Origin of the sequence: Microbacterium sp. (assembly GCF_031988965.1) — a bacterium.
Taxonomy (GTDB): Bacteria; Actinomycetota; Actinomycetes; order Actinomycetales; family Microbacteriaceae; genus Microbacterium.
The window spans coordinates 1-16,241 of record NZ_DALZXX010000063.1 but is presented as its reverse complement, the minus strand read 5'-3'; the positions used below and the strand labels follow the sequence as shown (position 1 = coordinate 16,241).

Here is a 16,241-nt window from a genome sequence, read left to right as displayed (position 1 = left end):
TGCTCCCACGACCCAGTCATCACAACCAGGCCCGCAGGGCAACTTCTCTATCTTATCCGTGTCTTTCAGGCTGTCAAATCGACACGCCGGAAGGCTCAGAACCAGATCTGCGGCTTCGGGCTTAGCGCTCCGAGGCAACTTCACTAGCTTATCCGTTTCGGAGTCGCTGTCAAATCGACCGTTTCTCCGAGGTGGAAGCTCCAAGTCAGACAGAAGTGTGTCTGTGATCCGCTCCGAGGAGCTGATCAGTTGGAGGTGGTTCTCCGCTTGAGGGGGGTAAGGCGCTCGGCCTCTCCGCTTCCCTGTGGGGCGAACAAGTAATAAGTTACGCGGATCCCGGGGATCCGGCAAATCACCACGATCCGCCGGGCGTGTCGCACGACCGGCGGCGGATCACACGTCCTGCGTGCGGATGGGATAGGCGAAGAAGCAGAGCCATGCCAGCGCACTGAACACCAGGGGAACCACGGCCACCATGACCCGGATGCCGGCATCCACCGACTCGGGCTGCCCCTCCCCCAGCGAGGCGTCGAAACCGGAGACCGTCAGCACCACGGCGACCACCACTGCCTGCAGCACCACGGATCCGCGCACCACGAAACCGTTCACCCCGAAGTAGGAGCCCTCTCGCCGGTGCCCCGTGCGCATCGCATCCTCATCGATGATCTGCGCGAGCACGACCTCGAGCAACTGCAGCAGTCCGCCGACACCCACGCCGACGCCCACTCCGACCATCGCGGCGGCCAGCACGCTCACGGGCAGCAGATACCCGAGCACCGCGAGCCCGAACACCGCGACGCTCCACAGCAGCGCGGCGCGCGGAGTCGTGAAGCGCACGACGGCACTCCACAGCACGATCGACGGGATCGCCGTGACGAAGATCGCTCCGAGCAGCACACTGCCCTGCCCCTCGGCGGCATGCAGCGAGTAGCGGACGTAGAACGGGAGGCCCGCCAGGATCACCGCGATCGCCGTCTGCATGAAGAGCGAGCCGAGCACGTAGGGCACGAAAGCGCGGTTGCGGAAGGTGTACGTCAGCTGCGCGCTCCACCTCATGGCCTCGGATGCGGCCTCCGGCACTCTCCGTTCGATCATCCCGCCGACGAAGGACCACGCGAGCAGGGCCAGGCAGACGACCGAGAGCACGATCGCCATCCCCGGCCAGCCGATCCACCCGTACAGCGCTGGGGCACCGGCGGTCCCCAGCACCATGCCGAGGATCGCGAACACCTGGCGCGGCACGTTGCCCCGCGCTCTCTCCTGCGTCGTGCGGAAGATCTCGGGGAACAGCGCCGAGATGTTGAGCACCACCACCACGAACGCGATGTCGTACACGGCGACCGCGACGAGGAACCAGACGATGAGCCCGCCGGTCGGCAGCGCCGGCGGCATCCAGACCAGCGCGAATGCGACCACGAGCGGCACGATGCCGAGACCGATCCAGGGGATGCGGCGCCCCCAGGGCGTGCGGATGCGGTCGGAGAGCGCCCCGACCACCGGGTTCAGCACCGCGCTCAGCACCCCGTGCGCGATCAGAGCACCGGCGATCCACGCGGGCGCGACCCCCAGGTGGGTGACGTAGAAGTACACGACGAACGCCGAGAAGGTCTGCGCCATGAGCTGCGTCGGAAAGCCCGAGGCGCCGAACGCGATCGTCTGGGCGCGTGTCGGGGCGCCGTCCAACCGGCGCTCACGCAGGCGCGTGACCGGCGAGGTCATGCGACCGCGCTCCTCTGCAGATCACGCAGAGCCCGCCACCCGATGCGCACGAGTCCTTCGTCGGCGATGGCCTGACGCACGAGCGGGTCGGCGAGAAGACGCAGCTCCTGCCCGCGTTTCACCGCGGCGAAGTCGACGACCGCACGCAGTTCGTCGTCGTCGACCATGGGGTGCAGGTAGATCTCGGTCACGCCGGCGGGAACCTCTCGCAGCAGAGCGAGGAACCCGTCGCGCACCTGCTCGTAGCTCTCGCCGGGGACCTCCTCGAACGGATGCGTCCACAGCCGGTCGACGATCTCGACGCCGAGTGCATCGGCCGCGGCGCCGGCCTGCTCGAGACGGCGCCTCAGCGCGGCATCCGCTCCCTCCATCACCCTCGGCAGGCGGAACGGGAGTCCGTGACGGGCGGCGAGAGCGAGCACCGGGGCGAGGAAATCGCGCCCGGTGAGCAGCCCGTAGAGCGAACCCATGTGGTTGTCGAGGTGCGTGACGTCGACGCCCGCGGCGAGCGCCGTCTGCAGCTGCGCGGCGATCTCGGCGGCGACGTCGTCGACCGAGGCCTGCTGCTCGACGGTGAGCGCTCCCGCCGGGAAGTATCCGGCCTGATCGACGAGCGTGTTCGCCGTGCCGGTCAGAGGACGCCAGCGGTAGTCGGTCCACTCGCTCGTGAGCACGAGGTGCACGCCGACGTCGAGGTCGGTGCGCGCCGCGGCGAATGCCAACGCCTCGGGGGCCCACGCGCAGGGCACCATCAGTGTGGCGGAGTCGATGTCGCCTGCATCGAGCAGGCCAGACACCGCGGTGTTCGCCGCATGGCACATGCCGAAGTCATCCGCGTTGATGATCACGGCCCTGGTGCCGGGGCCGAGTCCGAGTCGCTCCACGAGATCCGACGTCATGCGCTGTCCTGCCCCCTATACCCTGCGAGCGACGGGAGGCCGCTCGACCGAGGGGACGAGCTGCGCGAAGACCGTGGCCCGGAGCGCCGCGCCCGCCTCGCCGACCGCTCCGACGAGAGGGGCCTCGGGACCGAAGGACGAGACGAGGAACCGCAGGGGCAGACGCGCGGCGAGCTCTTCCGCCTCTCGCGCGACGGCGTCGACGAGCGCCGGATGCGCCGCCGTGCCAGCCAGGATGAAGGCTTCAGGGTCCAGCACGAGCGCGATGGTGCCCGCGACCAGCGTGAGGCGCCGCGCCATCTCGGCGACCATGGCCTGGGCGGGCGCATCGCCCTCAGCGGCCGCATCGAGGTGACGACCGATCGGATCCTTCGGATCGCGCCCGTGCGCGAGGGCGAGGTCGGAGACGACATCGTCGCTGAGCACCGGGGCGCCGATGGGCACCGGCGTCTGCGGCAGGTACATCACCTCGCCGGCCACGCCGGAGAATCCGCGGTGCAGAGAGCCGTCGATCACGATGCCGGCGCCGAGACCCTCGTCGAGCAGCAGCAGCGCGAAACTGGCGAGCGAGGCTCCCGACCCGGCTGTGAGCTCGGCGAGAGCGGCGAGGTTCACATCGTTCTCGACCCGCACGGAGCACCCGAGGCGGGTCGAGAGGGCGCAGCGGAAGGCCCCGCCATCAGGACCCTGGTCATCGCGGATGCCGCCGTCGGCCGTCACGATTCCGGGCACGCCGGCCACCACGAGGCGCAGGGGCCCGGTGACCGAGCGAAGACACCGCTCGACGGCCTCGGCGATGACCTCGACACGATCGACGTGCGGCGGCAGCGAGGCATGATCCTCGGCACGCACCGCGCCCGTCGGATCGACCAGCACGACGTGCGCGCCCTGACCGTCGACATGCACGGCGGCGGCGAACCCGAGGTGGGGATGCAGCGCGACTCGCCCCGCTGCGGGCCCCCGCGTCTCGCGATCGACGCCGGCCGCAGCGACGGCCGCCGATCCCTCGAGCATCCGAAGCACCTGCGTGACCGCCGTGCGCGAGAGCCCGGTCTCGGCCATCAGCTCCGCGCGGGTGAGCGGCCCCCGACGCGCGAGGGTCTCGAGGATCGCCCGGCCGTTCAACGTGCGCAGCAGCGTCTGCGGACCTGCGAGTGGTCGTGCCATGGTGATCCCCCCGGACTCGGTGCTCGCCCAGCATGACACATCGCGTCTCACTGGTCGAGGGGCGCCTGCGTCCGCTCATCGGCGTCGCGATCGGTAGCCACGAATACATCAGCATCCTTTGGCTGAAACAATGGAATCTGTTGCGAGGCGATGCTCAGGCTGTCAATATCGTCACATGAGCACTCCCCGCAAGCAGCCGGCCCTGGACGACATCTCGAAGCGCATCATCGAGCTGCTGCAGGAGGACGGTCGCCGTCCGTACGCCGAGATCGGCCGCGAGGTCGGTCTGAGCGAGGCCGCGGCCCGGCAGCGGGTGCAGCGCATGACCGAGGCCGGCATCATCCAGATCGTCGCCGTCACCGACCCCATGCAGCTGGGCTTCCATCGCATGTCGATGATCGGCATCCGCGTGACCGGGGATCCGCGCCTCGTCGCCGAGGAACTGACGAAGATCCCCGAGCTGGCCTACGTGGTCGCGACCCTCGGCACCTTCGACATCCTCGTCGAGGCGGTGTGCGAGAGCGATGCCGATCTGCTCGATCTCATCGCCACGCGCATCCGCACGATCCCGGGTGTGACCCACACCGAGAGCCTGCTCTACGCCGGCCTCTACAAGGACCTCTACAACTGGGGCACGCGCTGAGGCGCGAGCCGGAGAGCAGGAGAACAGCATGGGAACCACGGTCTTCGAACGTCGCCGCCCCGCGGATGCCGTCATCGACGCCTCGCTGCGCGACACGGCGTTCCGCGTGTTCTGGCTCGACGACGTCGAGCGGGCGTCGCACCCCGCACTCTCCGGCAGCATCACGGCCGACCTCGCGATCGTCGGCGGCGGATATGCCGGGCTCTGGACCGCCGTGCGCGCCAAGGAGCGCGACCCCGACCGCCGGGTCGTGCTGCTCGAAGCGTCGCGCATCGCGTGGGCCGCGTCAGGGCGCAACGGCGGTTTCTGCGAAGCGAGCCTGACGCACGGACACGAGAACGGCCTGACGCGCTGGCCCGACGAGATCGACCGCCTCGAAGAGCTCGGACTCGAGAACCTCGACGGCATCGAGCGCACCGTGAAGCACTACGACATGGACGTCGACTTCGAGCGCACGGGACAGCTGGCCGTCGCCGTCGAACCCCACCAGGTCGAGTGGCTGCGCGAGGAGGAGGGCTTCCTCGACCGCGAGGCCGTGCAGGCCGAGGTGCACTCCGACACGTTCCTCGCCGGAGCCTGGGAGCGGGACAGCACCGCCCTCGTGCATCCGGCGAAGCTCGGTCTGGAGCTGGCGCGCGTCGCCGCCGACCTGGGCGTCGAGATCTACGAGCAGTCCCTCGTGCGCGAGATCGTCGGCGACGGATCGGGGGCGATCACGCTCGTCACGCGCGACGGCGGCAGGGTGAGCGCGGACGCCGTGGCTCTCGCGACCAACGTGTTCCCCTCACTCCTCAAGCGCAATCGCCTGATGACCGTTCCGGTGTACGACTACGTGCTGATGACCGAGCCGCTGACCGACGAGCAGCTGACCTCGATCGGCTGGTCGCACCGCCAGGGCCTGGCCGACAGCGCCAACCAGTTCCACTATTACCGACTCACGGTCGACAACCGCATCCTCTTCGGCGGCTACGACGCGGTCTATCACTTCGGCGGCAAGGTGCGCCCCGAGTACGAAGACCGCGCCGAGAGCCACCGCAAGCTCGCCTCGCACTTCTTCACGACGTTCCCGCAGCTCGAGGGCCTGCGCTTCACGCACCGCTGGGCCGGGGCGATCGACTCGTCGAGCCGCTTCTGCGCGTTCTTCGGCACCGCCCGCAAGGGACGGGTGGCCTACGCGACGGGGTTCACCGGCCTCGGCGTCGGCGCCGCCCGGTTCGCCGCCGACGTCATGCTCGACAAGCTGTCGGGCGAGCCGACCGAGCGCACCGAGCTCGCGATGGTGCGCGAGAAGCCGATCCCGTTCCCGCCCGAGCCCGTCGCCTCGATCGGCGTCAACCTCGTTCGCGCGGCGATGAACCGGGCCGATCACAACCAGGGCAAGCGCAACCTGTTCCTCAAGACGCTCGATGCCGTCGGCATGGGATTCGACTCGTGAGCGGGCTGGCGCCCGGAGAGGGAGTGGATGCTGCGGCGGTGCCGCTCACGCACTCGCCGCTCCCGACCGACGAGGTGATCATCGGCGCGCCGACGACGGCGATGCACGAGCTGGCGACGCTCGGCGAGGTCGAGGTCGGCATCTGGGAGATGACACCCGGTACGGCATCCGACACCGAGGTCGACGAGGTGTTCGTCGTTCTCTCGGGCCACGCCAGGATCGAGTTCACCGAGCCGTCGCTGCCCGCGATCGAGGTCGGGCCGGGCTCGGTCGTGCGCCTGACCGAGGGGCAGCGCACGGCGTGGACGGTCACCGAGACGCTGCGGAAGATCTACATCGCCTAGCCGGCGCCGACCCTCAGAGCGCGGCGAGCAGAACCTCGACGGCCCTGCGGACCCGTGCGGTGCGCACCTCGTCGGGGTCGAAGTCGCCCATGAAGACGTTTCCGAGAGCGGATGTGAGCGTGCCGTCGGCGACCAGCTCACAGGTCGCGGCATCCGCCTTCGGATACTGCGCCGCGGCGAGCGCGGCCAAGGTCGTGCGGGTGCGCCCGTAGGCCTCGGTGAGGACCTCGGCGATCGCCGGATTGGTGCGCGAGAGTTCGACGAACCCGAGGACGACCGCGTTCTCGGCATCCGATCGGGTGAAATCCTCGCCGAACAGGTAGTCGAGCGCGTCAGTGAAGGTCACGACCGTCGTCGGAAGAATCGTCAGCGCGCCACTCTCGTCGGCGAACACGTGACGCGCGGTGTCGGCGAGCAGCTGATCGCGGTTGCCGACGAAGTGGCGCACATGCCCGCGCGACATTCCCGCAGCCTCCGCGATGCGGTCGAGCGATGTGCCGGCGATGCCGTACTCCGCCACCGTCTGCAGCGTGGCCTCGATGATCTGGTCGCGGCGCTCTGCGGCCACGGTCGGACGTGCCATCGGTCCCCCTTCTCCCTGCATCAGCAGGATACATAGATGTTACAAGTTTTTAGTCTAGTCAGACTTGACTATTAACTTCGGCGGACTTACGTTGTGATTCATCGAGCCCCGTGGTCTCCCGGTGCCGAGGTTTCGAAGGAGAGCAATGACCCGCTACATCCGCATCCCCGCGGCATCCGAGAGCGATCTGGCGCGGCCCGCCCGCGTCCGGATGCGCGACGGAGTGATGCTCGCGGCGGACGTGTACCTCCCCTCGGACGGCGGCGAGAGCGCCGGCGACACGATCCTCATCCGCCTCCCCTACGACAAGAGCGGCAGCTACACCTACATCCCGCTGATCGCGGAATACCTGATGGCTCACGGCTACCGCGTGGTCGCCCAGGACGTACGGGGCAAGTTCCGCTCCGAGGGCGAGGCGCTGCTCTTCGTGAACGAGGTGCGCGACGGCGAGGACACGCTCGACTGGATCGTGCAGCAGCCCTGGTCGAACGGCCGGGTGGCGATGTGGGGCGACAGCTATTACGGCTACACGCAGTGGGCGGCCGCCGCGAGCGGGCACCCCGCCCTCAAGGCGATCGCGCCTCGCGTGACCGGCACCCGCCTGGGCGAGCCCGTGCACAGGACTCCCGGCGAGCGCACCTCGAACGTCGAATGGACGATCACCTACCTCTATCCGGTGAGCCACTTCCACGGCAACGACACCTATCTGTGGGAGCCGGACTGGACACGACGCGACTTCGCGGCACAGGTCGAGGAGTTCCTCGCCGAGGCGGGCGAGCGCTCGATCTCCTACGACCAGTGGTACCCGCGCCCGGTGCACCTTCCCCGCTTCCCGCTCGGCTCGCCCTTCGCCGCCCGCTCGGTTCCTGCCCTGCACACGATCGGCTGGTGGGACAACTGCTCGCCGCTGTCGTGGGCCGATGTCTCGGACATCGCGAACAACCCCGCGTGGGCCGCGCACCATCACCTGCGCATCGAGTCGATCGATCACGAGGGCTACGAACTGCTCGGTGACCCGGTCGACCGCGTCGCCGAACGCACCGACGCGCAGCTCCGCGCGCTGCTCCCCCGCACTCTCGACCCCGCGCTGGCGTTCTTCGAGGTGTACGTCCGCGGCAACGGCGCCCCGGCCGCGATTCCTGCCGTGCACTGGAACCTCGCCGGCACCGATGAAGAACGGACGGATGCGGCGTGGCCGCCCGCCGGCATCCGCAGCGTCGCGCTCGTCGCGACCGCCGAGGGAGGGCTGACGAAGGATGCCGCGGCGCAGCCGACCGAGCTGACGTGGACCCACGACCCCGACGACCTCGTGCCGTCGAGTGCCGAGGATGCCTTCTCCTTCCTTCTCGAACTCCCCGACGAGGCGCCGATCGGCGGTCGCGACGACGTACTCGTCTTCACCTCCGCTGCGGTGACCACCGACGTCGACCTGGCCGGCCCCGTGACCGCCACCGCGACCGTCCGCTCCGACGGCCCGGTGATGGATCTGTTCGTCCGTCTGCTCGACGTGTCGCCCGACGGCACCGCACTGCGCATCGCCCGGGGGCAGCGGCAGGTCGCCGATGCCGCAGAACCCGCCGGCCTCGACATCGACCTCGGTCAGGTCGGCTACCGGCTGCGCGCAGGACACCGCCTTCGCGTGCACGTGTCGAGCAGCGACTACCCCGAGTTCGTCCCGCAGACCGGCACCGGTGCAGATCCCTGGGCCTGGGGGCCGACCGCCACCAACCTGCAGCACCTCACCATCGGTGGATCCGAGGGCCTCACGATCCACCTTCCCGTCCTGGATGGAGAACTGTCATGACCGAGCCCGCCTCCCTGCCCGAGCCGATCCTCGAGTACGCCTTCGAGATCCGCGTCGACGTCGACACCGACATCCATCTCGGTCGAGGCCCGCACGAGGTGCTCGCCTTCACCCCCATCATCGGCGGCACCGTCGACGGCCCGCTGCTGCGAGGCACCGTGATCGCCGGCGGAGGTGACTGGTCGGTCGAGCGCGACGGCACGTTCCAACTCGAGGCTCGCTACCTGCTGCGAGCCGACGACGGGGCGGCCATCGACATCCTCAACCGCGGGTACTACCGCGAAGAGCCCGACGGCTCGTCGTACTTCCGTACGGCCCCCGTCTTCCAGACCGACGCACCGGCGCACAGCTGGCTGAGTCGCAATCAGTTCATCGGACTCGCCCGCGATGAAGACGAACAGATCTGCATCCGCGTCTACGTCGTGAGATGAGCCGCAGCATCATCCGCTCCACTCGCACTGCCTGCACCACCCGCACTGCCTGCACCACCACTCCCGGCGGAGTCGACGACGCCCCCGCCGCACGCACCTGAGAGGACCCGACATGACCCGCACCACCCGACGCCGGCTCGCCGTCGCCGCCGCCCTGGCGACAGCGACCCTTCTCGCCGCCACCGCCTGCGCCCCACGCACCGGGACGACGGACTCCTCCTCCGAGAAGATCGACTCGTCATCCCTCGTCACCGCCCTCCCGGCGGCCACCACCGCCGTCGACGAGGTCACCTGGGCCGTCGTCGAAGGCGAGCCGCAGACACTCGACCCCTCGTCATCGGCCAACATCATCATCCCCAACCTGTGCGACAGTCTGCTGACGGTCGAGCCCGACTTCACTCTGGAGTCAGGGATCGCCGAGAAGGCGGAGTGGGTCGACCCGGTGACCTTCGAGATCACCGTCCGCGACGGCGTGACCTTCTGGGACGGCACCCCCGTCACGGCCGCCGATGTGGCCTACAGCCTCGAGCGCAACCGCACCCCCGCCTCTCAGTGGTACGCCGCCTTCGCCCTGATCGACAGCATCGAGACCGCGGGCGACGACACCGTCATCGTGCATTTCACGGCGCCCGACACCACGTTCCGCGACGCCCTCGGCGGCGGAGGCGGCGCCGTCATGAGCAAGGCCTTCGGCGACTCCGTGGGTCAGGACCTCGGGACGTCCGGCGGCGGTCTGATGTGCGCGGGCCCCTACCAGCTCGACGAGTGGAAGCCCGGTAGCGAGATCTCGGTCACGGCGAACCCCGACTACTGGAACGGCGCCCCGCTCACCGAGCGCATCCGCTTCGTGTTCGTCACCGACGGCGCGACCCTCACCTCGGCTCTCACGGCCGGCGAGATCGACGGCGCCTTCACCGTGCCGCCCGGGTCGCGCCAGAGCTTCGAGGCCGAGGACGGCAAGGGGCGTCTGATCGTGGGGCCCTCGACAGCCTCGTACAGCTTCGGCCCGACCTCCGCCGACAGCGCCGCCGCCGACCCGCGGGTGCGCCAGGCGCTGAGCATGGCGATCGACCGCGACGTCTACATCGACACCGTGCTGCAGGGACTCGGCGAGGTGCAGAAGACGATCGTCCCGCCGTTCGTCTGGAGCGGCATGGAGGCGAAGGACACCTACCAGGCGGCCTATGACGCGCTGCCCACACCCGAGGTCGATCTCGATGCGGCCAAGGAGCTGATCGCCGAATCCGGAATCGACACCTCGACGCCGCTGGTGCTCGCTGTTCCCGCCGGAGCCAAGGAGTTCTCGCAGACAGCATCCATCATCCAGAGCGCCGCGAAGGACATCGGGCTCACGATCAGGATCGACGAGCGACAGCCGGCCGACTTCGGAGCTCTCTTCTTCACACCCGAGCTTCGCGAGGGCGTCGACTTCGTCGCCACGACCGGCTACCTCGAGGTCCCCGGCGTACTCGGCTACCCGCAGCTGTTCATGCTGCCGGCCGAGATCGGCGGCATCTTCAACTGGTCGGGCTATGCGAACGACGAGGTGACGGCCGACCTCCAGGCGGCGCGCATCGCGACCGATGCCGCGACCGCCGCCGAGGCCTTCGTGAGCGCACAGGAGGTCTTCGCCCCCGATCAGCTGCAGGTGACTCTGGCCGGAGCGCACCAGCTCACCTACCTGTCAGACGATCTCACCGGCATCACCACCTCTGTCGCGATCTACAGTTCCCCCTGGGCGCTGCACCTCGGTGGCGAGTGAGTCGTCGACGACCACGGAACAGGACAAGATCATGATCAGGACGGTGCTCGGCAAGCTGGGCGGTCTCACGCTCACGCTCTTCCTCGCCAGCGTCGTCATCTTCTCGGCGCTGCTGCTCACGCCGGGAGACCCGGTGACGGCGCTGGCGGGCGGAGCCCGTCCGACCCCGGAGCTCATCGCGGCGATCCGCGCCGAGTACCGGCTGGATGACCCGGTCTGGCTGCAGTACGTCCACTGGCTCGGCGGTGTCCTCACCGGCGACTTCGGTCGATCGTTCGTCTACAAGACGGATGTCGCCGAGCTGGTCGGGGCGCGTTTCGCCGTGACGTTCCAGCTCGTGCTGCTGACGACGGCGCTGATCGCGGTGTTCGGCCTCGGCTCCGGCATCCTCGCCGCCATCAGCGGCCGCCGCACCGACACGGTCGTCTCGGTCACGACGTCACTCGGCATGGCCCTGCCGACGTTCATCGTCGCGATCCTGCTGATCTGGATCTTCGCGACCTCGCTCGGGTGGTTCCCCACCTTCGGGGCGGGCGAGGAGGGACTCGATCGGCTCTGGCACCTGGTGCTCCCCGCGGTGTCTCTCGCACTGATGTTCATCGCCTACATCAGCAGGGTGACCCGCAGCGCCCTGGTCGCCCAGCTGCACTCCGAGCACGTCGAGACGGCCCGCGTCCGCGGCATCCCGTGGGGGCGAGTGTTCCGCAGGCACGTCTTCCACAATGCGGCCCCGCAGATCCTCGCGATCTCGGGCACGACGATCGCCGGGCTCTTCGCGGCGTCGGCGATCGCCGAGCAGGCGTTCGGCCTCGGCGGCATCGGATCGCTGCTCACCGAAGCCGCCGCACGCAAGGATCTGCCCGTCGTGCAGGTCGTCTCGCTGCTGCTCGTCGCCCTGTTCGTCGTGCTCAACGCGATCGCCGATCTGCTGGCGGCCGCCATCGACCCCGACAGCGCGGGAACCCGGAGGAACGCATGAGCGTCGGTCAGCTCGCGGCGGGGCGCGTCCCCGCCGCCGCACGCAGATTCGCCCGCCGTGATCCGCTCGTCGTGGCAGCCGTCGTGGTGCTCGCGCTCATCTCCGTGATGGCGATCGCGGGCCGCTGGCTCGCGCCGTACTCCCCCGATCAGCTGTACGTCGGGCCGACGAACGGCGCAGCCTCCCTCGACCACCTGTTCGGCACCGACGACCTCGGCCGCGACATCCTCTCGCGGGTGCTGGTGGGCGCGGCCGCCAGCGTCGCGGCCCCGGTGATCGTCGTGGTCCTCTCGACGGCCCTCGGTCTCACGCTCGCGATCACCGCAGCCTGGTTCGGCGGATTCGTGCGCGGCACGATCGCCCGCGTGATCGACGTGATCTTCGCGATCCCCGGCCTCGTGCTGGCGGTTCTCGCGGTCGCGATGTTCGGAAAGGGTCTCGTCGCCCCGGTCGTCGCGCTGTCGATCGCGTACATCCCGGTCGTCGCCCGTCTCACCCAGACGGCGGCCTCGCGCGAGCTGGGGCGCCCGTACATCGCGGCGCTCCGCGTGCAGGGAGTCTCGAGCGCTGCGATCTGCTTCCGCCACCTGATCCCTGCGCTGATCCCCGTCGTCGCCGCACAGGCCACGATCGGGTTCGGCTACGCGATGCTCGACCTCGCGGCGATCTCGTTCCTCGGCCTCGGCGAGCAGCCGCCCGCCGCCGACTGGGGCTCCATGATCGCCGGCGGGCAGGCGGCGATCCTCGCGGGCGCCCCGGAGCAGTCACTGTTCCCGGCTCTGCTGATCGTCATCACCGTGCTCGCCGTCGGCATCATCGGCGCCCGCGCCACCACCTGGGCAGAGGAGAAGGAACGATGACGACACCCGTCCTGGAGCTGCACGGCCTCGAGATCGGGATGCCGACGCCCGACGGCCCCCGCACGCTGGTGCACGACTGCACGCTCGAGGTCGCCCTCGGAGAATCGGTCGGGCTCGTCGGGGAGTCCGGCTCGGGAAAGACCCTCAGCGTGCGGGCGATCGCCGGCCTGCTTCCCCAGACCTTCACCACCGCGGGCACGATCCGTGTGGAAGGTCAGGATCTCGCCGCTCTCGACGAGCGGGGCCGCCGCGAGCTGCGCGCGCTGCGCATCGGCATGGCGTTCCAGACGCCCCGCGCGCACCTGAACCCGCTGCGGACGATCGGCGACTTCCTCACCGAAGCGCTGATCACGGTGGCCGGCGACACGCATGAGGCCGCGGAGCGCCGCGCGATCGAGCTGCTCGACGAGGTGGGCGTGCCCTCGCCCGCTCGGCGGCTGCGCCAGCGGCCCGCCGAACTCTCCGGCGGACTGCTGCAGCGCGTGATGATCGCCTCGACGCTGGCGATGGACCCCCGGCTGCTGCTCGCCGACGAGATCACCACCGCGCTCGACGTGACGACGCAGGAGGAGGTCATGGCGGTGATCGGCGACCTGCGCCGTCACCGCGACCTGTCGCTGCTCTTCATCACGCACGACCTCGCTCTCGCCGGCGCGGTGTGCGACCGGCTGGTCGTCATGAAGCAGGGGCGCACGATCGAGACCCTGCGGGGTGCGAGCATGCGCGAGGATGCCCGCGAGGACTACACCCGCGTCCTGATGTCCGCCTCGCTCGATGCCGTGCCGATGGCTCCCGCTGCGCCCGCTGCCGAGCCGAGGACGTCCGCTCAGCCGCTGCTGCGCGTCGAGGGTCTGCAGAAGTCGTTCCGGGTGCGCACGGCGCACGGCCGGGGGCACGACGTGCTCACCGCCGTCGACGACGTGTCGTTCGCCCTCGCACCCGGAGGCTCGCTCGGCATCGTCGGCGAGTCAGGCTCCGGCAAGTCCACCACCGCCCGCATCATCTGCGGGCTGGAGCGAGCGGATGCCGGTTCGGTCCGCGTGGCCGACGCCGACTGGAGCACACCCGCGACGTCCGGCGCCGACCGGCGTACCCGGGCCAAGACCGCGCAGATGGTGTTCCAGGACCCGTACCAGTCGCTCGATCGTCGTCAGACCGTACGGCAGTGCCTCACCGAGGCGATCCGGGTGCACCGACGCGACGAGAACCGCGTGGCTCTCGACGCCAGAGTCCTGGCCCTGATCGAGTCCGTGCGCCTCGACCCTGCGCTGCTCGACGCCCGCCCGAGATCGCTCTCGGGCGGACAGCGACAGCGCGTGGCCATCGCGCGGGCCCTTGCGGCCGAGCCGCGCCTCCTCGTGCTCGATGAAGCCGTGTCGGCCCTCGATGTCACCACCCAGGTCGAGATCCTGTCGCTGCTCGAGCGCATCCGGCTCGACACCGGCGTCGCCCTGCTGATGATCACCCACGACCTGACCGTGATCCGCCGCCTGTGCGACGAGGTGGTCGTGATGCGCAACGGGCGCATCGAGGAACACGGCGATACCGGCACCGTGCTCGACCACCCCCAGGCTGAGTACACCCGCCTGCTGCTCGAATCGATCCCCGGAGAAGGATGGGTGCCGCAGCGGCGCATTCCCGAGCGCACGACCCCGATCCCCACGATCGGACTCGACCGGCCGAACAAGAGGAGATGGCGATGACAGAGACGGACCTGATGACCCCCGCGTTCGAGTACTGCTTCGAGCTCGAGGTCGACGTCACCCCGCCGCAGCGGATAGGTCGAGGAGAGGGTGGCGAGCTGCATTTCACCGCCATCACCGGTGGGCGGCTGTCGGGCCCTCGCGCCGAAGGTCGCGTGGTGCCCGGTGGCGGCGACTGGTGGGTCGACCACGGCCTCACGACCCAGCTCGACGCGCACTACCTGATCGAGATCGACGGGCACCTCGTCGACGTGGTCAATCGCGGCTACTGGCGGGCGAACGAGGCGGCGATCGAGAGGTTCGAGGCGGGAGAGCGGCCCTCGGAGCACGACCTCTACTACCGCACCGCCTTCGTCTTCCAGACGGATGCGCCGGCGCTGCGATGGCTCGCGGAATCGCAGTTCGTCGGCTATGCGCGACCGGGAGACGATCAGGTCGTCATCCGTGTCTTCCGAGTGGTGTGACGAGATGATCGACGAGCAGAACCAGAACGGCGAGACCGCACGATGAGCATGAGAGGGAAGACCATGACCCCCACCCCCCAAGCCGACGTGTGCATCGTCGACGGACGCGTGTTCGACGGAAGGGTCGGCACGGCCGACACGGCTGTCGCCATCCGCGGCGAGCGCATCATCGCCATCGGCACCGATGGCGAGATCCGCGCGCTCGCCGGCCCCGACACCCGCATCATCGACGCCGCAGGAGGAGGGATCCTCCCCGGGTTCGTCGACGCCCACATCCACGCCGCGTTCGCCGGCGTCGAGCGGCTGAGCTGCGACCTGACCTCGGCCACGAGCGTCGACGAGACGCTGTCGATGATCGCGTCCGCAGCCGCAGCGACGGATGCCGAATGGATCACCGGCGGCGGGTGGAGCCACGAGCTGTTCCCCCACCCGACGAGGCAGATGCTCGACGCGATCGCTCCCGATCGACCCGTGGCCCTGAGCGACGCCGGACACCACACCCTCTGGGTCAACTCGCGGGCGCTGGAGATCGCCGGCGTCGACCGCGACACCCCTGCCCCGCCGAATGGGCACATCCATCGCGATGACGCGGGCGAGCCGACCGGATACCTCAACGAGACCGCCGCCGAGCTGGTCGGACGGATGATTCCGCCGGCGACGGACGCCGAGGTCGTGGCCGGTCTGCTGAACGCTCAAAAGTTCCTGTGGGCGCTCGGCATCACCGGTTGGCACGAGGCGATCCTCGGCGACTACAACGGCAAGGCCGACTGCACGGGCGCGTATCTGGCGACGATCGCCGACGGCTCCCTGCGCAGCCGCACCTCGGGTGCCCTGTGGGTGCCGCCGGGCACGACGGCGGACGACGTGCCGGAGCTCGTCGAGCGCTTCGTCGCCCTGCGGGCCGCGAACGCGGCATCCGGCTTCGCCACATCCACCGCGAAGGCGATGGTCGACGGCGTACCGCACGGCGAGACGGCCGCGCTGCTCGAGCCGTACTGCAGTCATGCCGGAAGCGGCGAGCTGCACATCGATGCCGAGGCGCTCGAGGCCCTCGTGGTCTCCCTCGACGCCGAGGGCTTCGCGATGCACCTGCACATCATGGGCGATCGCGGGGTGCGCGTCGCACTGGCGGCGGTCGAGGCGGCTCGGGTCGCGAACGGCACAGGTCAGCGACACCACTTCGCGCACCTCTCGATGGTGCACCCCGACGATGCCCGGCGCTTCGGACCGCTCGGCATCACCGCCAACATCCAGGGGCTGTGGGCCTCGATCGACCCTGCGGTGGTGCCGATGATCGGCGAGGCACGCATGCGCGCGGGGTATCCGTTCCGCGCGATCGCCGACAGCGGGGCCGCGATCGCCATGGGGTCGGACTGGCCTGTCTCGCCGCCTGACCCGTGGCTGGCGATCCACGTGGCCGTGAACCGCACGTTGCCCGGCCGCGACGG

15 protein-coding genes are annotated in these 16,241 nt (G+C 69.6%); 11 read left to right on the top strand and 4 right to left on the bottom strand.

What is annotated here, in order from left to right; genetic code table 11:
• Positions 1 to 393 precede the first annotated feature (393 nt).
• From RTM68_RS11400 to RTM68_RS11390, 3 genes are read right to left on the bottom strand one after another with little or no spacing between them, the layout of a single operon-like run.
• Positions 394 to 1,719, bottom strand: coding sequence for an MFS transporter (locus RTM68_RS11400; RefSeq protein ID WP_312170917.1), 1,326 nt, complete (start codon positions 1,717 to 1,719; stop codon positions 394 to 396).
• Positions 1,716 to 2,618, bottom strand: a complete 903-nt coding sequence (locus tag RTM68_RS11395; protein WP_312170914.1) for a ChbG/HpnK family deacetylase — start codon at positions 2,616 to 2,618, stop codon at positions 1,716 to 1,718. Before RTM68_RS11395 ends, RTM68_RS11400 begins: the two co-directional genes overlap by 4 nt.
• A 15-nt stretch (positions 2,619 to 2,633) precedes the next feature.
• Positions 2,634 to 3,785, bottom strand: a complete 1,152-nt coding sequence (locus RTM68_RS11390; protein ID WP_312170911.1) for an ROK family transcriptional regulator — start codon at positions 3,783 to 3,785, stop codon at positions 2,634 to 2,636.
• Between the two features lie 175 nt (positions 3,786 to 3,960).
• On the opposite strand from RTM68_RS11390, the gene RTM68_RS11385 reads away from it, so the two are divergent.
• Genes RTM68_RS11385 through RTM68_RS11375 form a run of 3 tightly spaced genes read left to right on the top strand, consistent with a single transcriptional unit; the run spans position 3,961 to position 6,207 of the window.
• Entirely contained in the window at positions 3,961 to 4,428 is a 468-nt protein-coding gene (locus RTM68_RS11385) for an Lrp/AsnC family transcriptional regulator (RefSeq protein WP_312170909.1), read from the top strand.
• Between the two features lie 28 nt (positions 4,429 to 4,456).
• Positions 4,457 to 5,863: an FAD-dependent oxidoreductase gene (locus RTM68_RS11380; RefSeq protein ID WP_312170906.1), complete on the top strand. Its 1,407-nt coding sequence runs from the start codon at positions 4,457 to 4,459 to the stop codon at positions 5,861 to 5,863.
• Positions 5,860 to 6,207, top strand: coding sequence for a cupin domain-containing protein (locus tag RTM68_RS11375; protein WP_312170903.1), 348 nt, complete (start codon positions 5,860 to 5,862; stop codon positions 6,205 to 6,207). The genes RTM68_RS11380 and RTM68_RS11375 overlap by 4 nt, the downstream gene beginning before the upstream one ends.
• 13 nt (positions 6,208 to 6,220) lie before the next feature.
• Here RTM68_RS11375 and RTM68_RS11370 read toward each other — a convergent pair whose 3' ends face one another.
• On the bottom strand, positions 6,221 to 6,790 hold the full coding sequence (locus tag RTM68_RS11370) for a TetR/AcrR family transcriptional regulator (RefSeq protein ID WP_312170900.1): 570 nt from the start codon (positions 6,788 to 6,790) through the stop codon (positions 6,221 to 6,223).
• A gap of 145 nt (positions 6,791 to 6,935) precedes the next feature.
• On the opposite strand from RTM68_RS11370, the gene RTM68_RS11365 reads away from it, so the two are divergent.
• The 8 genes from RTM68_RS11365 to RTM68_RS11330 form a co-directional block, all read left to right on the top strand.
• Positions 6,936 to 8,594, top strand: coding sequence for a CocE/NonD family hydrolase (locus RTM68_RS11365; protein WP_312170898.1), 1,659 nt, complete (start codon positions 6,936 to 6,938; stop codon positions 8,592 to 8,594).
• Positions 8,591 to 9,025, top strand: a complete 435-nt coding sequence (locus tag RTM68_RS11360) for a DUF3237 domain-containing protein (protein WP_312170896.1) — start codon at positions 8,591 to 8,593, stop codon at positions 9,023 to 9,025. Before RTM68_RS11365 ends, RTM68_RS11360 begins: the two co-directional genes overlap by 4 nt.
• A gap of 112 nt (positions 9,026 to 9,137) precedes the next feature.
• On the top strand, positions 9,138 to 10,787 hold the full coding sequence (locus tag RTM68_RS11355; protein ID WP_312170893.1) for an ABC transporter substrate-binding protein: 1,650 nt from the start codon (positions 9,138 to 9,140) through the stop codon (positions 10,785 to 10,787).
• Positions 10,788 to 10,818: 31 nt separating this feature from the next.
• Entirely contained in the window at positions 10,819 to 11,766 is a 948-nt protein-coding gene (locus RTM68_RS11350) for an ABC transporter permease (RefSeq protein WP_312170890.1), read from the top strand.
• Complete coding sequence (locus RTM68_RS11345) at positions 11,763 to 12,626, top strand: ABC transporter permease (protein WP_312170888.1); 864 nt, start codon at positions 11,763 to 11,765, stop codon at positions 12,624 to 12,626. The genes RTM68_RS11350 and RTM68_RS11345 overlap by 4 nt, the downstream gene beginning before the upstream one ends.
• Positions 12,623 to 14,329 (top strand): ABC transporter ATP-binding protein, encoded by a 1,707-nt coding sequence (nikE, locus tag RTM68_RS11340; protein ID WP_312170885.1) that lies wholly within the window; start codon positions 12,623 to 12,625, stop codon positions 14,327 to 14,329. The genes RTM68_RS11345 and nikE overlap by 4 nt, the downstream gene beginning before the upstream one ends.
• The gene (locus RTM68_RS11335; protein ID WP_312170883.1) at positions 14,326 to 14,793 is read left to right on the top strand and encodes a DUF3237 domain-containing protein; all 468 of its coding nucleotides are present in this window, start codon (positions 14,326 to 14,328) and stop codon (positions 14,791 to 14,793) included. Before nikE ends, RTM68_RS11335 begins: the two co-directional genes overlap by 4 nt.
• A gap of 63 nt (positions 14,794 to 14,856) precedes the next feature.
• Positions 14,857 to 16,241 (top strand): amidohydrolase (locus RTM68_RS11330; protein ID WP_312170880.1); only part of this gene is annotated, 1,385 nt, incomplete at its 3' end.

Excerpts from the sequence above, each read along its gene's own strand:
- RTM68_RS11400 (WP_312170917.1), bottom strand. The coding sequence starts at position 1,719 with ATGACCTCGCCGGTCACGCGCCTGCGTGAGCGCCGGTTGGACGGCGCC.
- RTM68_RS11395 (WP_312170914.1), bottom strand. The coding sequence starts at position 2,618 with ATGACGTCGGATCTCGTGGAGCGACTCGGACTCGGCCCCGGCACCAGG.
- RTM68_RS11390 (WP_312170911.1), bottom strand. The coding sequence starts at position 3,785 with ATGGCACGACCACTCGCAGGTCCGCAGACGCTGCTGCGCACGTTGAAC.
- RTM68_RS11385 (WP_312170909.1), top strand. The coding sequence starts at position 3,961 with ATGAGCACTCCCCGCAAGCAGCCGGCCCTGGACGACATCTCGAAGCGC.
- RTM68_RS11380 (WP_312170906.1), top strand. The coding sequence starts at position 4,457 with ATGGGAACCACGGTCTTCGAACGTCGCCGCCCCGCGGATGCCGTCATC.
- RTM68_RS11370 (WP_312170900.1), bottom strand. The coding sequence starts at position 6,790 with ATGGCACGTCCGACCGTGGCCGCAGAGCGCCGCGACCAGATCATCGAG.
- RTM68_RS11365 (WP_312170898.1), top strand. The coding sequence starts at position 6,936 with ATGACCCGCTACATCCGCATCCCCGCGGCATCCGAGAGCGATCTGGCG.
- RTM68_RS11360 (WP_312170896.1), top strand. The coding sequence starts at position 8,591 with ATGACCGAGCCCGCCTCCCTGCCCGAGCCGATCCTCGAGTACGCCTTC.
- RTM68_RS11355 (WP_312170893.1), top strand. The coding sequence starts at position 9,138 with ATGACCCGCACCACCCGACGCCGGCTCGCCGTCGCCGCCGCCCTGGCG.
- RTM68_RS11350 (WP_312170890.1), top strand. The coding sequence starts at position 10,819 with ATGATCAGGACGGTGCTCGGCAAGCTGGGCGGTCTCACGCTCACGCTC.
- RTM68_RS11345 (WP_312170888.1), top strand. The coding sequence starts at position 11,763 with ATGAGCGTCGGTCAGCTCGCGGCGGGGCGCGTCCCCGCCGCCGCACGC.
- nikE (WP_312170885.1), top strand. The coding sequence starts at position 12,623 with ATGACGACACCCGTCCTGGAGCTGCACGGCCTCGAGATCGGGATGCCG.
- RTM68_RS11335 (WP_312170883.1), top strand. The coding sequence starts at position 14,326 with ATGACAGAGACGGACCTGATGACCCCCGCGTTCGAGTACTGCTTCGAG.